Origin of the sequence: Paenibacillus naphthalenovorans (genome assembly GCF_001465255.1) — a bacterium.
Lineage (GTDB): Bacteria > Bacillota > Bacilli > Paenibacillales > NBRC-103111 > Paenibacillus_G > Paenibacillus_G naphthalenovorans.
The window spans coordinates 3,543,674-3,559,303 of sequence record NZ_CP013652.1; the positions used below are offsets into that span (position 1 = coordinate 3,543,674).

Genomic DNA, 15,630 nt, shown 5'->3' on the forward strand with positions numbered 1-15,630 from the left:
TGCTTCGTGTCCAACCCAAAGCCCTTTCTCCAATGGTGAAGTAAAGGAATTACCCATTGGAAAAAGGGCTTCTTTTAAGAATTATACTTCCGAGAAAATTCCGCGCTGACGCATCAGCTCCCGGTACAGCTCAGGATGCTTCTCGAAAGGCGCCCTTCCATGCATCCAAAATCCATTGTTCAGCATAATGAGCTGTCCTACAGGCAGAGGCATGGCAATGGTAGCGGGACTATTCTCCAAAGAGTCGGAAAACTCCTGCAGATAGACGGCTTGATCAATCGTTTCGGGATAAACGAATTGATCGATAAAGCAGACACAAATGCCGTTGTTTTGTTTGAAGAAGGTTTTTCGCTTCACCGTTATACTGGTATTTTTGCTTGGCGGCGATTTATAAGTGAAAGGATAAGACCCCAGCGGATGGCTGCTGAACTTCTCCAGCTCTTCCCAATCGTCCAGGTGCAGAATTCTGGATTCTCCTCCCACCGCATTGCGCTCCTCAAATTTCATCATCAGCAGCCAATCGGTGGCTTCTTCCACAAACGTCCCGTCGGTATGAAGAGTGAACAGACGGTAAGCCTGACGCAAATATGAATCGCTGTTGTCCGTATCCTTGACGGTGAACCGGGCGTAATAGGTGCCGGTCATGGCGTCAAAATTGGGGGTTCCAACCAAGTGGCTGACAGCGGTGCCGAATTTAACATAATCTTCCGGATCGACGGTTTGCCCCTGAACGCCGATGGTGAACCCGCCGGACTGGCGGTCATGCAGAATATGGCGTATAGCCTGCCCGAGCGATGCGCCGAACAATTCCTCCAGCCTTGCGGCCAATATAAACCGCTTATACGGCACGTACTCCAGCGCTTGCGTGCCCACATCCCGAAACGAGGAGAAAAACGTTTGCAAAAGTCCGTTATCCAATTCAATATGATACAGCCGCGAATGATCCGGATGGGGTACGATTTCAAACCCCGGATGTTTCTGTACAAAAGTCCTGTCCCGATGGCTTACCCACATACTCATAAAACCAAATCCCTCCTGTAGGTTTGATATGATGCGGGCACCGCCTTATCGATGTGCTAAAAAACGCAAAAAGCCAGCAGATCATTCAACGACGAATGATCGTGCTGGCTTAAACCTGCTTCCATTCTCTGTGGATCAGAGTTCAACAAGTTTCTCAGCGTTTATATTCCATGATAAGGGTGGTGCTGCCGCTTTTCATTCACGGATCTTGCAAGGGCTGGCAAGCAAGACGCGAATGATCACATGTGATTATATTCATCATATGCTACAATGGCTTCCCGTGTCAATTCCTGGATTCAAAATAGATGCCGCCGCAAGCATGAGGGCTGTGGAATTCCCTCTTTTACCTGACCGCAGCGCTCATTTTTCTTCTTCCCCAGCTTAAAGACATGGCCAAGCTGATGATCAGAATGACTGCCCCGAACAAATAAGGGAAATTGACATGAACATCAAACAGGATGCCGGCCACGGCCGGACCGAAAATATTGCCGATGCTCATATACGCATTGTTCATGCCCGCAACATATCCCTGTTCGTCCCCCGCCATTTTGGAAAGCAGCGTATTGATCGCAGGACGCAGGATGGACGTGAAGGAAAAAAACAAAGTCGTAAGCACAAGGATGTACCAGAAGTTCCCGGACAGCAGCATCAGCACCATAGTCAACGCGGACAAAAAGAACGTCAAGTTGATCAATGTCTTTTCGCCGAAACGGTTAATCAGCCTTCCGATGAGCACCGCCTGCACCACTGCGCCGATCAAGGCTCCTACGGTAATGAGTACCGCGATATCGCGGGAGGTGTAGCTGTACTTATGATCCACGAACAGCGGGAAGACCGCTTCAAAATTGGCAAGGCCGAACGTCAGCGTGAAAATAAGCACCAGCAGGATCAAATACGGCGCTTTGAACGATTTGCCGAACTGCCGCCAGATGTTCTCTTTCCTTTCCGTCGAGAGTCTGGCCGCCTGCCGCTGCTCGACCGACCGGGTCTCCTTAAGCAGGCTCAAGGAAAGCAGCATCGCGAAGCCGCCTACCGCCGCAGATACATAGAATGGTGCGCGAATGCCAAGCTCGGCAAGAAAACCGCCGATCCCGGGACCGATGACAAAGCCCAGCGACATCGCGGCGCCCAGCATCCCAAGACCTTTGCCCCGGCTCTCTTCGCTGGTAATGTCGGCTACATACGCCAGCATAGCGGGAATCATGGCCGCGGCCCCAATGCCTCCGATCAAACGCGAAACGTACAGCTGCCACATCTCGTGAGCAACAGCGAATAAAAAATTGGAAAAACTGAAAAGCGCGAGTCCCGACACAATCATCAGCTTTCGGCCATACTTATCCGACCATTCCCCCGCAATGGGTGAAAACAAAAACTGGGTCAATCCCATGGCGGCAACCAGATAGCCCGCCGCCTTGCCTCCGGCGTCAAAGGCCTTCAAAAAATCCGGCAATACGGGAATGATTAATCCTATCCCAAGCATAGCGATAAACATGTTGATCATCAGCATGATCAAAGCTGCGTTATTATTTTGTTTCATTTTTACTCTCCTTACTACCTATCCAAATAACTGTAACAGCAGGTACGAATTCCATCCCATCCTACAGAATAATTGACGGATTAACTAAAAGTCAATTTGTAAGATTAAACATCTCCTGAACGCTTCGCCGCATGAAGCTGCCTTGACAGTTCAGCAAAGCTCCATCTATGATATAGAAAATTTCATGCGGCGCAAGGTCCGGCATTCTTTATACTGATAATAAAGGAGATACAACTCATGGCTCAACGAAGATTACTGACCGATCAAGACTTCCAGGAGGCGATGGATCGGCAGGTCGCTGTACGTGTTTTTCAGAATGACCATATTGTAGATTCGGGCGGAATCATCATTCGTTTTACCGATACGTCCATTGTGACCCAGTCCGGCGTCAGCGATGTAACCTATCATCAGCGGAATGCATGTGAATTTTTTGAGATGAAAAAGCGGTAAATAAAAAGCAGGTCACCCATGTCAGACGAACGGTGACCTGTTTTTGTTGCAATCTTTTGTAATTTGTTTTAATGATTATCCTTGCAAAGCTTGTTTCACGGTTTCTTTCAGAGGAGTCTCCGATCCGATCAGCTTCCGGAGATCGTCAGACGTTCTGGACGTTTCGCCCTGGGAAACCGCATGATAGATACCGGCAAACAGTGCGGCAACGGGTTCAGGAAAACCGGCACCCTGGAGTATATTTTTCTCCTCCTCAAAGGATACGGACTGATGCACGATTTTCTTACCGGCCACTTCGGAGACGATTTGAGCCAGCTCATCATAGCTCCACGTTTGATTCGACACCAGATTATACGTTTTGTTCTCATGACCTTCCCCTGCAAGAACCTCCGCCGCAGCCAGGGCCAAATCACCGCGGGTTACCGTATTCAGTCTTCCGCTTCCCGTATTCGTAACGATGGCCCCTTGCTCCAGGGATGCGCCCAAGCCCGGGTTCACGAACACTTCCGTATATAAAGAGTTGCGCAGGAATGTATAAGGAATTTTCGTCGTACGAATCATATACTCTGTAGCCAGGTGTACATGAGCCAGAGGGATATTGGATTCCTCGGCAAAAGCAAAACCGGTATAGGCGATATATTTTACGCCTGCATCTCTGGCCGCTTTTACGACATTCGCATGCTGAACGATGCGCAGCGTGTCATCCGAATCGGGGCTGGAAATAAAGAGCAGCTTATCGGCGCCGGCAAACGCTTTTTGAAGAGATTCCGGTTGCGAATAATCCCCATGGCGAACTTCTACTCCCAGATTAGCGAGAGCGGAGGCTTTCTCCACATTACGGACAACAGCAACAATTTGATTGGCAGGTACCTTTTTGAGCAGGTGCTGAATCACCAGACCTCCAAGCTCACCTGTAGCGCCGGTAATAAAAATAGACATGAGACATTCCTTCCCTTCTTTGGATTATAGTTTAAGGGTGAATTTATTATAACCGATTTGGTTACAACGAATGCAAAAAAATAGAGAACAAGATCGGTTACAGCATATATTAAAAACCCTCACATCGAGTCCTTTCAGACAGACCGTTAACGGCGGCAGTTGACCATTGAACTTGTCAAAAGCCTTTTTTCTCGCTAAGTTCCGTCACCAGCTGCTTTAACGTCACTTGAGCCAATCGCTGTTCCATGGCATTCTGGGCCTCTATCATATTCTTTCGCAGAACCGATTCGATATTGGCTCCAACCGGACAAACCGGGTTAGGATGCTCGTGGAAATTGAACAGACCGCCCTTCTCGGCGACTTCAACCGCTTTATAGACATCAAGTAAAGTGATTTCATCCAGCTCTTTGCGCAGATAAGTTCCGCCGGTTCCGGCCTTTACGTAAACCAAGCCAGCATTCTTGAGCTGTCCGATGATTCTTCGGATAATGACCGGATTCGTATTTACGCTTGCGGCGATGAATTCCGACGTGCACGGCGATGAGCTCAGCGATACGAGCGACAAGATGTGGACCGCGATCGAAAAGCGGCTGCTGATTTTTTTCATATGTTTCACCCTCTTGTTGTAACCATTATAGTTCCATCGCAAAAGAATGTCAACAGCCTACACCCTGCGCTTGCTTGTGTTCTACATTTTACGCCGCTCTTAGTTTAATTCCATTTCCATTTTGTCCGATAAATCATCGGGATTTATGCTTAATGGAGCATGCCGGTCTTCAAGGTTCAGCATGACTCTAACCTGGATGGTATAGCGTCCTTTGGGAACACGTTTCCCTTGGTTGTCTTTGAGATCCCATACTTCTGTGAATGAGAGCGTATCGGCTTTCTTCAATGAACTGACGATCAGCGCTTGAGTGAAGGCTTTATTGACGGACCATCTGTATATTTCCTCATTGGCCTCGTTATATACATAAATATCATACTTTTGGCCGGAGCTGTAAGATATTTGCAGGTCCTTACCGGAGGTGTTGCGGACAGAAAAGCTGAACTTCATGCGATCGCCTTCCTGTTTTGCTTCCAGTGTCGTATCAAAATAGCCTGTAACGGACTTGGCAGGTTCTTTTTCCTGTTTTTCCTCTTTTTCCAACTCCTCCGTTCTTCCCGGATGCACCTCTGCCGTTTTGGAGGGACTGGATTCAGCGGAAAAGTTGTTTTGCTGCCCATCATGGGAACAAGCCATAAGTACGGCCGGTATGACGATGAAACACAGTACAGATTTCATTCTGCCTTTTCGCATAAACCGTTCACCTCCATGTTTAGACGTAATGAGATTTATAATTGTTGCAATGGGGCGGAATCGAACGGGTTGAAATTGTAATCGAATTGAAATCTTATTATCATCATTCTTTAATATAAGTAGCCTATACTTATTAGTGACCCCCCTTTTTTTATATATAACCCTTAGACCCGTGGCCCGTAGCTTGCGGGTCTCTTTTTTTTGACCCCGGTGATCCGCTGTGCTTGATCCCTTTGTTATGCCCAGCTTCCCATATTCCACCGGCTTTTCTCCACCAGCATCTTGTTGTCCGAGACAATCTCTTTTAAATTCTTACCTTCGTTTATACAGGCCGTTCAAGCGAAAAAATGTCTCCCAGCTTGCTGTAGCTGCTGCCGGCAAGCCGGCTTACCGGTTTAAGCCCTTCCGGATCGATCTGCCCGTTCCGAACCAGCTCATCGGCAATGTGAAAAAATACGACGCGGCCAATCAACAAATCGCAGGCGGGCCTCTCTTCGGATCCGCCGAGAGGAATGGACCGTTCAAGCACGCACTCCATGCGGATTTTCGCTTCAGCTACACCAGGCACCGCTATTTTCTCGCTTGGGACAGGTGAAAGCCCGGCTAATTGAACTTCACTCTCCTCCGGCCCCAAACTGGCGGCGGTTTGATTAATTTTTTCGATATAGGATTCGTCGCTGATATGAACGACAAAAGCGCCCGTATCCTGCGCATTCCTGGCCGTATCTTTAAGCAGACCCTGATTGCGCTGCACCGATACGGATACCATCGGAGGATTCGATGTAACGATATTAAAATAACTGAACGGGGCAGCGTTCAACACCCCCTTCTTGGAAAGGGTGGTCACAAACGCAACGGGTCTGGGTATAATGCTCCCGATCATTAACTTATAGTTATCCCTATCGCTCTGGCTGAGCGGATCGATCGATATCACGTTCATTCTCCTTTCGGCATCATGGTCCCGTTCATTATTGCTTTACTAAATATGGACTGAACCAATCCGCGGCCGCTTGCACTTCCGAGCCCGTCAGCTGATGGCCCCGGTTTTCCCAATGTACGGTAACGCTTGCACCGGCTCCTTCCAGCAGGTGCTGCAGCTCTTCGGTTTCCTGCGGAGCACAGATCGGATCGTTCCTGCCTGCCCCGATAAAGACCGGTGTGCCCGTCAGATCCGGCAGCTCTGCGCCGCGGCGCGGCACCATCGGATGATGCAGAACGGCTCCTTTTAAGGAATCCTTGTGATGAAACAAGAGGCTTCCCGCGATATTGGCCCCATTGGAATATCCGACGGCCACCATATTGTGGCGATCCAGCCCGTATTCATCCGCAGCCTGGTCCAGAAAATCATTCAGCTCCTTCGTCCTGAACAACAGATCCTCCTCGTCAAATACGCCCTCCGCAAGTCGTCTGAAAAACCTCGGCATGCCGTTTTCAAGCACATTGCCTCTTACGCTCAGTACGGATGCAGCCGGTGCAATGATCTGAGCCAGCGGCAGCAAATCGTTTTCGGTTCCGCCCGTTCCGTGTAAAAGGACAAGCGTCGGCAATGAGGGGTCCGTTCCTTTTTGAAAAATATGCTTCATGGTTTATCCTCCCCCAAAACACGAATTTGAATAGGCGGCAGCCCCTGTTCGATGGCGGCGCGATGCGGTTCATACCATTCGGGAAGCATCAGCTTTTCGCCTAAGGCGTCAACCGGCTCATCCAGCGCAAACCCTGGCGGATCCGTAGCGATTTCAAAGAGAATTCCCCCTTCTTCGCGGAAATAAATCGCATTGAAATACTGCCGGTCTACAACAGGAGTCGGCTGAAACCCGTTCTGAAGAAGCCGGTTTCTCCACAATTGGTGATCCTCATCATCCTTCGCACGCCATGCAATATGATGAACGGTACCGGCCCCGCCAATACCTGAACCTACGGGCGCAGCATTGATGTCGATCACGTTGCCCAGATCGCCTATGGCTTTAAAGCGGACAAAGCCGTTTTCTTGACCTATCTTTTCAAGGCCCATCACCTGCTGCAGCACATTCATGGTTTTATCAGGCGCGTTACTGTAAAGCACGGCGCCTCCGAAGCCTTTGATGGCTTTGTCCGGCGTTACGCCTCCGAACGCCCACTGACTCCGGGGACCCTCCTCCCGCTCGACGATCTCCAGTTGCAGGCCGTCTTTATCCTTAAATTGGAGGTACTCTTCAGAAAACCTCTCTGTCCGGGTAAACGGGATGTTGAATTGCTGCAGTCGCTCTTCCCAGAAGGCGAGCGCGCCCTGCGGCACGACAAACGTGGTGAATCCGACCTGACCTCCTCCAATCCTCCCTCGCCGTGCACCAGCCCACGGGAAGAACGTGATCGCGGTACCCGGACTGCCTACCTCGTTGCCGAAATACAAATGATATACTTCCGGTGCGTCAAAGTTGATCGTCTTTTTGACGAGCCTAAGGCCAAGCACCCCGGCATAAAAGTCAACGTTGTCCTGTGCGTCTGTAACAAAAGCGGTAATGTGATGGATCCCCATGGTTTGTTGAAGCATGTGATTTCACTCCTGTTTGGTTAATGGTGACTCTGTAAAACAAAAACGGCTATTCTATCTTCTGGGCTTCCAACCCCAGTTTTTTTAACAGCACAATGGCGTCTGCTTTTTCCTCCGGTGTGAGTCCCCCCATAATGGACTCGATCACGTCGGCATGGTCCGGAAAAATCGCACGAATAAAATCGGTTCCCGCATCGGTGATAACGGCATACGTCACTCTGCGATCCTCGGAACAAGGAACCCTTTTCAGGTATCCTTTCTTTTCCAGCTTATCGATATTGTAGGTAATGCTTCCGCTGGTCACCAAAATTTTATCACCGATCTGCTGAAGCGGGATTTTCCCCTTGTGATACAGCAGTTCCAGCACGGTAAATTCCGTCGCGGAGAGACCGTATTTTTTCATATCTCTCATTGCGCGATCCATAATCACTTTATACGCTTTTGAAAGCACAACCAGCAATTTTAGCGAAAGCTCCCGGTTATTCGCCGGTTTGGACTCGTTCCCATTTGTCATCTTTCTTCATCCTCAAAATATTAAATTTAAAAGTCTTTAATTTAAGATAAATATACGCTTCATTTAAAGTATTGTCAACATGCATGGATTAAAAACGACAGCATTGCCTCACAGCGGAGGTTGTTCCATGGCAAGGGATCATGTGAACATAGGCTGTAAACCTCTTTCGGACCATTTTCATCCTTCCCGGCTTAGGATATAATGAGGGAATTAGAGAAAACAGGGGTGGAGAATCCATGTACAAAATGCTTGCCATTGATATCGACGATACGCTGATTAATGATAAGAAACAAATTACGGAGGGAACCAAACAAGCACTGTCCGCCGCTGTATCCCAAGGGGTGATCGTCACGCTGGCCACCGGCCGCATGTATGCTTCCGCCAAGCAGCTGGCAGCTGAGCTCTCGCTGAATGTGCCGCTGATTACCTATATGGGATCGTTGGTCAAGAACGCGCTCGACGGCCAGGTATTGTACGAACGTACCGTGCCTTTGGACGCCGCCAGGGCCATCTTTGAGTTCTGCCGTGACCGCGGCCTGCACCTGCAAACTTATGTGGATGATGTGTTATACGTGCAAGAAAGCAACGAGAAAGCCGAGGCGTACGCGGCACTATCGAAAATTCCGTATACGGTATACCCTGATTTCGAAAAGCTTGTCCTCATGCCGTCGGCCAAACTTCTGATTATCGACGACTCGGAGGTACTGGACCGGATTGCCCCTTCATTGCGCGAGCTTGCAGGCGGCAGCGTGCACATGACGAAGTCAAAGCCGCATTTTCTGGAAATCGTCCATGCCGAAGGGACCAAGGGGCACGCGTTATCTCATTTGGCGCAGCATTTCGGCCTGGAGCTATCCCAGGTCATCGCGATCGGGGACAGCTGGAACGACCGCGAGATGCTGGAGGTAGCCGGGCTCGGCGTAGCGATGGGGAATGCCGTCGATGCTCTGAAGGAAATTGCCGATTACGTCACATTGAGCAATAATGATGACGGAATCAAGCATGTTGTGGAGAAGTTCATCCTGCAAACCGCGTAAAGGATAAACAGGGTATCCATATAGATTGCCATACCGCCGCAAAACGAGACGAAGCTCTTATGGAGGCGGAACGCCTATCCCATCACACGCTTCCCCCAGCCTGCAGAAATCACCGTGCCATTATCGGCCGCATGTTCAATAAGCGCATGTGCTTCCTGCATATGGCTTTGGCTTTTAGCGGCATAAACAAGGAAGGCCCGTATTTAAAAACAAGAAGCAGTTGTCATTGCGGCAATCTGCTTTTTTTTGTATTTAGGGTTGTTTGAAACCGAACCGAACCATTTCATGTAATGGCCAGAGCCATCTCTACCCTGCTCTCCCGCGTCCGGCAGCGGTACTGTCACGCTGGACGCGCTCGGGCAAATTGCAGCGATCCAAGTTGGCGGTGACACGCTGATCCCGAGGACTCTGATCCCGTACGCCGAAATTCGCGGTATCCGTCCGTTCAAGTAATCCAGGCGCAGCCTGAAGCCGGTTGTACCGGAACTGCCGTTATGACGGCCGCGGCTAAGTCCATCCTGCGCCTCCTACAACACGGGAGCCTACCGGTATAGGCCCGAGCGGATAAAAAGGTGCAAGCATCTCCCTTTTTCTTAGTCACCTTTAAGTAACAATAACATATATTGGTACTGTCAATAGGCATTCGTACATAACGTCTGCCTACTTCACTGAAAAGGAGATGTACAGATGGTTTATTTCGGTGCTTATTATGATCCGTATCGGAGCGCAACTCCCGGCGGGTTCCCGGGCGGACAGCCGGGCGGATTCCCCGGGGGACAGCCGGGTGGGTTCCCGGGCGGACAGCCGGGTGGATTCCCGGGCGGATTCCCAGGCGGACAGCCGGGCGGATTCCCGGGTGGATTCCCGGGCGGATTCCCAGGCGGGTTCCCGGGCGGACAGCCGGGTGGATTCCCGGGCGGATTCCCAGGCGGGTTCCCAGGCGGGTTCCCGGGCGGGGTCTCGCCTTACGGAGTCGGCCAACCGGGGGCCCCTCAAACGGGCGCGCCTCAAACGCCTCCGCCACCCTTCACTCCGCAAAAGCAGTCGGCACAATTGTTTGCCGTTGATCCGGGCGGTATCCGGAATTGCCTATTCCGGTTTGTGTATATCTGGCAAACCAACGGAGATCAGTACTGGATCTACCTTACGTTTGTCGGACGCAACTCCATAGCCGGATTCCGTTGGTTCGGCCGGGGAAATTTCGGACACTGGGTTTACTTCGGTCTCGATTTGCGCCGCATCGAATCATTCTTTTGCCACAGATAATCAGCATGCCCTGTGTCGTACACGGGGCTCTTTTTTTGCAAAACTAGCCTCCCGTTTGCTCTGCCAAAGCTGCAATAATAAACAGAAACACCGACCGCAGCGATGACGCCGAACTGGGAAAGCAGGTTGCTGTATATCCAAGCGCCGGAATTTAAGCGGAATTAAGGGAAAACTAAACATTTGTTCGTCCAGTTCACGCGCCACGACAGCTATCCCGACGGCTCCGGAGATCATACCCACTAGATTGAATAGTCCCATGCCCGAGATTTCGCTGCTAATCAGAAGCGATTGTTAAATAAAGAAGAAGCCATTTAAAAGTTTATCTGCAAATCCAAGCGATAGTGAAAAGCATCGACAAGTTCTAATGTATCTCTACAAAAATCATAGGGGCGGACAGCAGATGCTTCGATTTTCATTTCATAATTCGCGCGTCCGTCAAATCGAATGGACATATTTCTTCACCGGATATATGCATCTGGAAGTTGGTAGTCGATTGTCTGAACTTGTGTGTAGAAGACTGGAACAAATTTTGCTGTAGAAGAATGCTCCAGAAGAAGGACTGTTTTTAGTACGAGGTATTTCCCCAAGTGCTATCCCAAAAGCCATGATTGTCCACTCTCCGCTTTGGCCGTTCGTTCGATCTTTAAGAAAAAAAACTGCCAGCTCCACTTTAACAGTGGTTCTGGAAGCTTTTTCGCATAAAATCCGGCTTATTCCACTTTACTCTTTCGGACCGCCCCGGACATTCCAGTCGGCTAACCGCTTGATTCATCGACGCTGTAATCAAACCGGTCCGCTGCAAGCAAGACCGCCGTTTTTCCCGGAACACAAAATCCAAAGCCGGCGAGGGATCCCCCCGAGCAAGATAAGCCCGAATAACGCCTCCAACAGTCCTAACGGAAAGTCAACCGTTACCCCAAGTCAGCGCCCAGCCCAAGATCCGGATTATTTCTTTCTGCACATGAAATAAATGTCAGGCAGCGGAGCATGGGATCAGCGGGCAGCGATATAATCCGGACGAGGCTTTTGACCGGAGAACGGATCGACGATCCGGTTCTCCGTGCTGTTGTACACCAGAAACACGTTGCTGCGCGGCATCGGTGAGATGTTGCTGCTTGAGCCATGCATCAGGTTGCAATCGAACAGCAGAATCGAACCTGCTTTGCCGACCGGAGCCTCAATGCCGCCTTGGCGGACAAGCTCAGTCAGGCTGGTCTGGTCGGGCACGCCGTATTCCTGGCGCCGGAGAGAGCTTCGGTAATGGTCTTCCGGCGTCTCGCCCACGCAGGTCACGAACGTACGATGAGAACCGGGAACGATCATCAGCGGACCGTTAAAGTAGCTGTTGTCTTCAAGCGCTATCGAGCAGCTTAGCGCCCGCATTCTCGGCATACCGTCTTCGACGTGCCATGTCTCGAAGTCCGAATGCCAGTAAAATTCCTTCCCGTTAAAGCCGGGTTTGAAATTAATACGCGACTGATGCACGTAAACATCGCTCCCCAGCAAATAACGAACGATGCCAAGAAGCTTGGAATGCTCGGACAGCTTGCGGAATACCGGGTTATCGCGATGCACCGCAAACACCGATCGTACTTCCCTGCTCTCCGGTTCGCGAATCACCTCGTCTTTATTCGAATGCCGCCCGGCTTCCTGGAGCCTCTTCAGCTCTTTACGCCAGACGTCAACCTCCTCATCCGTAAAAAAGTCCTCAAGGAACAAATACCCGTTCTTCTCGTAAAAATCGGATTGCTCCCTGGCAATCGGGCTCTCCTGCGTCCACTTTGAATATACGACAGGATCCTTACGGCTAATAAATTCGGCCACAGGCTTGATTCTGGAAGGATAAGCGTCCTCTGCATTTTCGTAAGAACGGGGATGTACCGCCGCTATTCCATCTTTTGTACGAGCATTCGATCCATCAAAAGCCACCGTTACCAGCTCCTTTTCTAATCTGTAGTACTCGTCTTTATCCGCGTGCTTCAGCTGCTTCCACAGATGCCGGATACACCCCGTCTTTGTCATGAACCTCGCGTCCCGTTAAAGGAGGATTAAATACACACACCATCCGCATATCCGTCTTCCCCCGAAGGTAGTGTTTTTCATGCCCGTCGAGCGCATAAAGCGTTCCCGGACGGATCGGATACGTTTGGCCGCCAATGACCTCGATTTCTCCTTCGCCTTCAATGCAGTACACGGCTTCCACATGATTTTTATACCAGATCAGCGTTTCCGTTCCCGCCTTAATGATCGTGTCATGCATGGAAAACCCCATGCCGTCCTTTTCAAGCAGCAGCCTGCGGGAATTCCAGGTCGGTGTGTCGACGTCGTCTTGGGTATGCACAACCTGCTCCAAATGTTTTACAATCATATATTTACGCTCCCTTCTCTTGAGACGAAATGCTTGCCGCCAGCTCTTTCATGCTGTCGGAGACCCGCTGCAGCCCTAGATCCAATACTTCATGATCTATCGTCAATGGAGGCATCAGCTTCGCCACTTCGCTGTCCGGTCCGGAGGTTTCCATGATGACTCTGCGCTTGAAAGCCGCTTCGCAGAGCAATCCGGCCTTCTTGGCGTCCGCAAAGGCAATGCCTTGAATGAAGCCTTTGCCCCGCACTTCCCCCTGCAGCTGAGGGTACAGCTTCACCTGTTCTTCCAAAAACGTACGCACCCGTTTCGCCTTGCGTATCACTTCTACCGAAAATGCATCGGTTTCCCAATACGACAAAGCCTCCGTGGCGGCGATAAAGGCCAAATTGTTCCCGCGGAATGTGCCGTTATGCTCTCCCGGAGCCCATACATCCAGCTCAGGCTTGATAAGTGTCAAGGCCATCGGAAGGCCATAGCCGCCGATCGATTTGGATAAACAAACGATATCCGGGCGAATCCCCGCCTCATCGAAACTGAAGAACGTCCCCGTCCGGCCGCAGCCCATCTGAACGTCGTCGATAATGAGCAAAATACCCCGTTGATCACAAAGCTTCTCCAGCCGTTTCAACCATGGAACCGAAGCCACGTTCAGTCCGCCCTCGCCTTGTACCGTCTCCACGATAACGGCCGCCGGAAGAGGAACGCCGCTGCCCGGATCATCCAGCAGCTTCTCCATATAAGCCACTGTATCAGTGTCAACGCCGAAATAGCCGTCGTACGGCATAAATACTGAATGATTTAAAGCCACGCCGGCCCCCTTGCGCTTAAACTTGTTGCCGGTCACAGACAGCGATCCCAGCGACATGCCGTGGAACGCATTCGTAAAGCAAAGCACCGTTTCACGGCCCGTGACTTTACGGGCGATTTTCATCGCGCTTTCCACTGCATTGGTTCCCGTAGGTCCCGGAAACATGACTTTATATTGCAGGCCTCTCGGCTTCAATATCACTTCTTGAAACCGGATAAGAAAGTCCTCTTTCGCTTTCGTAGCCATGTCCAGACTGTGGGTAATGCCGTCCTCCAGCAAATATTGAACCAGCTTTTGTCGAATTCGCTCGTTGTTATGCCCATAATTCAATGCCCCTGCACCGGCGAAAAAATCAATATATTCCCGTCCGGCCACATCCCACAGCTTATCATTGCTCGCTTTCGAAAAAACCGTACGGAAGCTCCTGCAATAGCTCCGCACCTCCGATTCCAGCTCCTCAAAAACGTGCAGGGATGTCATTTCCGCGGTTTCTTTCATCGTTTGCGTCATTCGTCATCCTCCTCCTTTTCGGGTTTAAACGGATACGGGTTTAGGTTGAAGCGGTCCAATGCGATACAAGCTTTCTTCTTCATGAGAACCATGGCCCGGGAAAATCTCGGCCGGATAGCCCTTCCTCGCTATGAAAGCGATATTATACCGTCTTGCCAAACTGCCAAACAACTGCCGGGAAGCCTGATTGGAAGGGCTTATCGTCGCTTCCACGTAATGAACAGGGCGTTCTCCACATTGGGCCAACAGCTTTTCAAGAAGCGTTTTGCCGATTCCCCGGCCGCGATATTCCGAGGCGACCGCAATTTGCCAGACAAATAGCGTATCCTCACGACCAGAGGGACGAAAAGCGGATACGAAGCCCGCCAGCCTCCCGCCCTGCTCCGCCACAAGACAGGTGTCGCGGAAATAATCGCACAGCATGATATAGCAGTAAGCCGAATTGAGGTCCAACGCACCTGCCGAGCGTATCAACTCCCATACCTTGCCCCCGTCCTCTTTGCGGGGCTTTCGGTATCGAATAATTTTCGTATCGGTATGAGACATCCGATCCCTCCTTTGTCATACACTGACCGTTGAACGAAACCTCCTGAGAAAAGCTTGAAGACGTTCACTTTGCGGATGTTCAAACACCTCTTTGGGTGTTCCTTCCTCCACGATCCGGCCGTCGGCGGCAAATACGACGCGGTCGGCCACATCGCGGGCAAACTCCATCTCATGGGTGATGAGGAGCATCGCCATTTCGCCCTCGCTTGCAATTTCTTTGATGACTTCAAGCACCTCGCCTACCAGCTCAGGGTCGAGCGCGGAGGTTACCTCATCAAATACCATCACCTTCGGACGCATAACCAAAGCCCGCGCGATCGCCACACGCTGCTTCTGTCCTCCGGAAAGCTGCGCGGGGTAGGCGTCCAGCTTTTCCTCCAGCCCCACCTTTCGCAGCATGAGCACCGCACGCTCCCGCGCCTCTTCCTTGGCAAGTCCCAGTACACGAATCGGGGCTTCCGTTACATTGCGAAGTACGGTCATATGAGGAAACAGGTTGAAATGCTGAAACACCATCCCGATGCTGCTGCGCATCTGATGCAGATGCTTCTCATTCGCGCGCACTTGCCTGCCGCCCGACTTCATATGCCAAAGCGACTCGCCGTTGACTTCAATCGTGCCGGAGGTTGGCTCCTCCAACGTCATCAGCAGGCGGCCGAGTGTCGTTTTGCCCGAACCGCTGGGGCCGATGAGGGCGACCTTCTCGCCAGGGGCGATATCCAAATCAATTCCTTTAAGCACCTCGATATCGCCGAAGCTTTTCCGAATGTTCAAGTATCTTACTACAGGATAATCCGTCATTTTGTTT

17 protein-coding genes are annotated in these 15,630 nt (G+C 50.9%); 3 read left to right on the top strand and 14 right to left on the bottom strand.

Annotation, left to right across the window (positions count from 1 at the left end):
• Positions 1-81 precede the first annotated feature (81 nt).
• Both glaH and IJ22_RS17430 read right to left on the bottom strand, forming a co-directional pair.
• Positions 82-1,020: a glutarate dioxygenase GlaH gene (gene glaH / locus IJ22_RS17425; protein ID WP_062409722.1), complete on the bottom strand. Its 939-nt coding sequence runs from the start codon at positions 1,018-1,020 to the stop codon at positions 82-84.
• A gap of 343 nt (positions 1,021-1,363) precedes the next feature.
• Positions 1,364-2,557: an MFS transporter gene (locus IJ22_RS17430; RefSeq protein ID WP_062409723.1), complete on the bottom strand. Its 1,194-nt coding sequence runs from the start codon at positions 2,555-2,557 to the stop codon at positions 1,364-1,366.
• A 237-nt stretch (positions 2,558-2,794) separates the two neighbouring features.
• On the opposite strand from IJ22_RS17430, the gene IJ22_RS17435 reads away from it, so the two are divergent.
• On the top strand, positions 2,795-3,007 hold the full coding sequence (locus IJ22_RS17435) for a hypothetical protein (RefSeq protein WP_062409724.1): 213 nt from the start codon (positions 2,795-2,797) through the stop codon (positions 3,005-3,007).
• Positions 3,008-3,082: 75 nt separating this feature from the next.
• Here the strand turns inward: IJ22_RS17435 and IJ22_RS17440 are convergent, their stop codons facing one another.
• The 7 genes from IJ22_RS17440 to IJ22_RS17470 all read right to left on the bottom strand — a co-directional run bounded on the left by IJ22_RS17440 (position 3,083) and on the right by IJ22_RS17470 (position 8,287).
• A complete protein-coding gene (locus IJ22_RS17440; RefSeq protein WP_054818477.1) occupies positions 3,083-3,946 on the bottom strand; it encodes an SDR family oxidoreductase in 864 nt (287 codons plus the stop codon).
• 175 nt (positions 3,947-4,121) lie between these two features.
• Entirely contained in the window at positions 4,122-4,553 is a 432-nt protein-coding gene (locus IJ22_RS17445) for an Rrf2 family transcriptional regulator (RefSeq protein ID WP_062409725.1), read from the bottom strand.
• Between the two features lie 99 nt (positions 4,554-4,652).
• A complete protein-coding gene (locus IJ22_RS17450; protein WP_062409726.1) occupies positions 4,653-5,243 on the bottom strand; it encodes a BsuPI-related putative proteinase inhibitor in 591 nt (196 codons plus the stop codon).
• A gap of 322 nt (positions 5,244-5,565) precedes the next feature.
• Entirely contained in the window at positions 5,566-6,177 is a 612-nt protein-coding gene (locus IJ22_RS17455) for a flavin reductase family protein (protein ID WP_062409727.1), read from the bottom strand.
• Positions 6,178-6,211: 34 nt separating this feature from the next.
• Positions 6,212-6,826: an alpha/beta hydrolase gene (locus IJ22_RS17460; protein WP_062409728.1), complete on the bottom strand. Its 615-nt coding sequence runs from the start codon at positions 6,824-6,826 to the stop codon at positions 6,212-6,214.
• The gene (locus IJ22_RS17465; protein ID WP_062409729.1) at positions 6,823-7,773 is read right to left on the bottom strand and encodes a ring-cleaving dioxygenase; all 951 of its coding nucleotides are present in this window, start codon (positions 7,771-7,773) and stop codon (positions 6,823-6,825) included. The genes IJ22_RS17460 and IJ22_RS17465 overlap by 4 nt, the downstream gene beginning before the upstream one ends.
• A 49-nt stretch (positions 7,774-7,822) precedes the next feature.
• Complete coding sequence (locus IJ22_RS17470; RefSeq protein WP_062409730.1) at positions 7,823-8,287, bottom strand: MarR family winged helix-turn-helix transcriptional regulator; 465 nt, start codon at positions 8,285-8,287, stop codon at positions 7,823-7,825.
• 236 nt (positions 8,288-8,523) lie between these two features.
• On the opposite strand from IJ22_RS17470, the gene IJ22_RS17475 reads away from it, so the two are divergent.
• A complete protein-coding gene (locus tag IJ22_RS17475; protein ID WP_062409731.1) occupies positions 8,524-9,324 on the top strand; it encodes a Cof-type HAD-IIB family hydrolase in 801 nt (266 codons plus the stop codon).
• 687 nt (positions 9,325-10,011) lie between these two features.
• Entirely contained in the window at positions 10,012-10,590 is a 579-nt protein-coding gene (locus IJ22_RS17480; RefSeq protein ID WP_062409732.1) for a hypothetical protein, read from the top strand.
• Positions 10,591-11,583: 993 nt separating this feature from the next.
• Here the strand turns inward: IJ22_RS17480 and thpD are convergent.
• Genes thpD through ehuA form a run of 5 tightly spaced genes read right to left on the bottom strand, consistent with a single transcriptional unit; the run spans position 11,584 to position 15,623 of the window.
• Positions 11,584-12,612: an ectoine hydroxylase gene (gene thpD, locus IJ22_RS17485; RefSeq protein WP_082660868.1), complete on the bottom strand. Its 1,029-nt coding sequence runs from the start codon at positions 12,610-12,612 to the stop codon at positions 11,584-11,586.
• Positions 12,557-12,958 (bottom strand): ectoine synthase, encoded by a 402-nt coding sequence (locus IJ22_RS17490; RefSeq protein WP_054817566.1) that lies wholly within the window; start codon positions 12,956-12,958, stop codon positions 12,557-12,559. The genes thpD and IJ22_RS17490 overlap by 56 nt, the downstream gene beginning before the upstream one ends.
• A 4-nt stretch (positions 12,959-12,962) precedes the next feature.
• Positions 12,963-14,276 (bottom strand): diaminobutyrate--2-oxoglutarate transaminase, encoded by a 1,314-nt coding sequence (gene ectB, locus IJ22_RS17495; protein ID WP_235594160.1) that lies wholly within the window; start codon positions 14,274-14,276, stop codon positions 12,963-12,965.
• A gap of 24 nt (positions 14,277-14,300) precedes the next feature.
• On the bottom strand, positions 14,301-14,822 hold the full coding sequence (gene ectA, locus IJ22_RS17500; protein WP_062409733.1) for a diaminobutyrate acetyltransferase: 522 nt from the start codon (positions 14,820-14,822) through the stop codon (positions 14,301-14,303).
• Between the two features lie 15 nt (positions 14,823-14,837).
• Positions 14,838-15,623: an ectoine/hydroxyectoine ABC transporter ATP-binding protein EhuA gene (ehuA, locus tag IJ22_RS17505; protein ID WP_062409734.1), complete on the bottom strand. Its 786-nt coding sequence runs from the start codon at positions 15,621-15,623 to the stop codon at positions 14,838-14,840.
• Positions 15,624-15,630: the final 7 nt, after the last annotated feature.

What these genes read in the sequence shown, in the direction of transcription:
- glaH (WP_062409722.1), bottom strand. Translation starts at nt 1,020, where the DNA reads ATGAGTATGTGGGTAAGCCATCGGGACAGGACTTTTGTACAGAAACAT.
- IJ22_RS17430 (WP_062409723.1), bottom strand. Translation starts at nt 2,557, where the DNA reads ATGAAACAAAATAATAACGCAGCTTTGATCATGCTGATGATCAACATG.
- IJ22_RS17435 (WP_062409724.1), top strand. Translation starts at nt 2,795, where the DNA reads ATGGCTCAACGAAGATTACTGACCGATCAAGACTTCCAGGAGGCGATG.
- IJ22_RS17440 (WP_054818477.1), bottom strand. Translation starts at nt 3,946, where the DNA reads ATGTCTATTTTTATTACCGGCGCTACAGGTGAGCTTGGAGGTCTGGTG.
- IJ22_RS17445 (WP_062409725.1), bottom strand. Translation starts at nt 4,553, where the DNA reads ATGAAAAAAATCAGCAGCCGCTTTTCGATCGCGGTCCACATCTTGTCG.
- IJ22_RS17450 (WP_062409726.1), bottom strand. Translation starts at nt 5,243, where the DNA reads ATGCGAAAAGGCAGAATGAAATCTGTACTGTGTTTCATCGTCATACCG.
- IJ22_RS17460 (WP_062409728.1), bottom strand. Translation starts at nt 6,826, where the DNA reads ATGAAGCATATTTTTCAAAAAGGAACGGACCCCTCATTGCCGACGCTT.
- IJ22_RS17465 (WP_062409729.1), bottom strand. Translation starts at nt 7,773, where the DNA reads ATGCTTCAACAAACCATGGGGATCCATCACATTACCGCTTTTGTTACA.
- IJ22_RS17470 (WP_062409730.1), bottom strand. Translation starts at nt 8,287, where the DNA reads ATGACAAATGGGAACGAGTCCAAACCGGCGAATAACCGGGAGCTTTCG.
- IJ22_RS17475 (WP_062409731.1), top strand. Translation starts at nt 8,524, where the DNA reads ATGTACAAAATGCTTGCCATTGATATCGACGATACGCTGATTAATGAT.
- IJ22_RS17480 (WP_062409732.1), top strand. Translation starts at nt 10,012, where the DNA reads ATGGTTTATTTCGGTGCTTATTATGATCCGTATCGGAGCGCAACTCCC.
- thpD (WP_082660868.1), bottom strand. Translation starts at nt 12,612, where the DNA reads ATGACAAAGACGGGGTGTATCCGGCATCTGTGGAAGCAGCTGAAGCAC.
- IJ22_RS17490 (WP_054817566.1), bottom strand. Translation starts at nt 12,958, where the DNA reads ATGATTGTAAAACATTTGGAGCAGGTTGTGCATACCCAAGACGACGTC.
- ectB (WP_235594160.1), bottom strand. Translation starts at nt 14,276, where the DNA reads ATGACGCAAACGATGAAAGAAACCGCGGAAATGACATCCCTGCACGTT.
- ectA (WP_062409733.1), bottom strand. Translation starts at nt 14,822, where the DNA reads ATGTCTCATACCGATACGAAAATTATTCGATACCGAAAGCCCCGCAAA.
- ehuA (WP_062409734.1), bottom strand. Translation starts at nt 15,623, where the DNA reads ATGACGGATTATCCTGTAGTAAGATACTTGAACATTCGGAAAAGCTTC.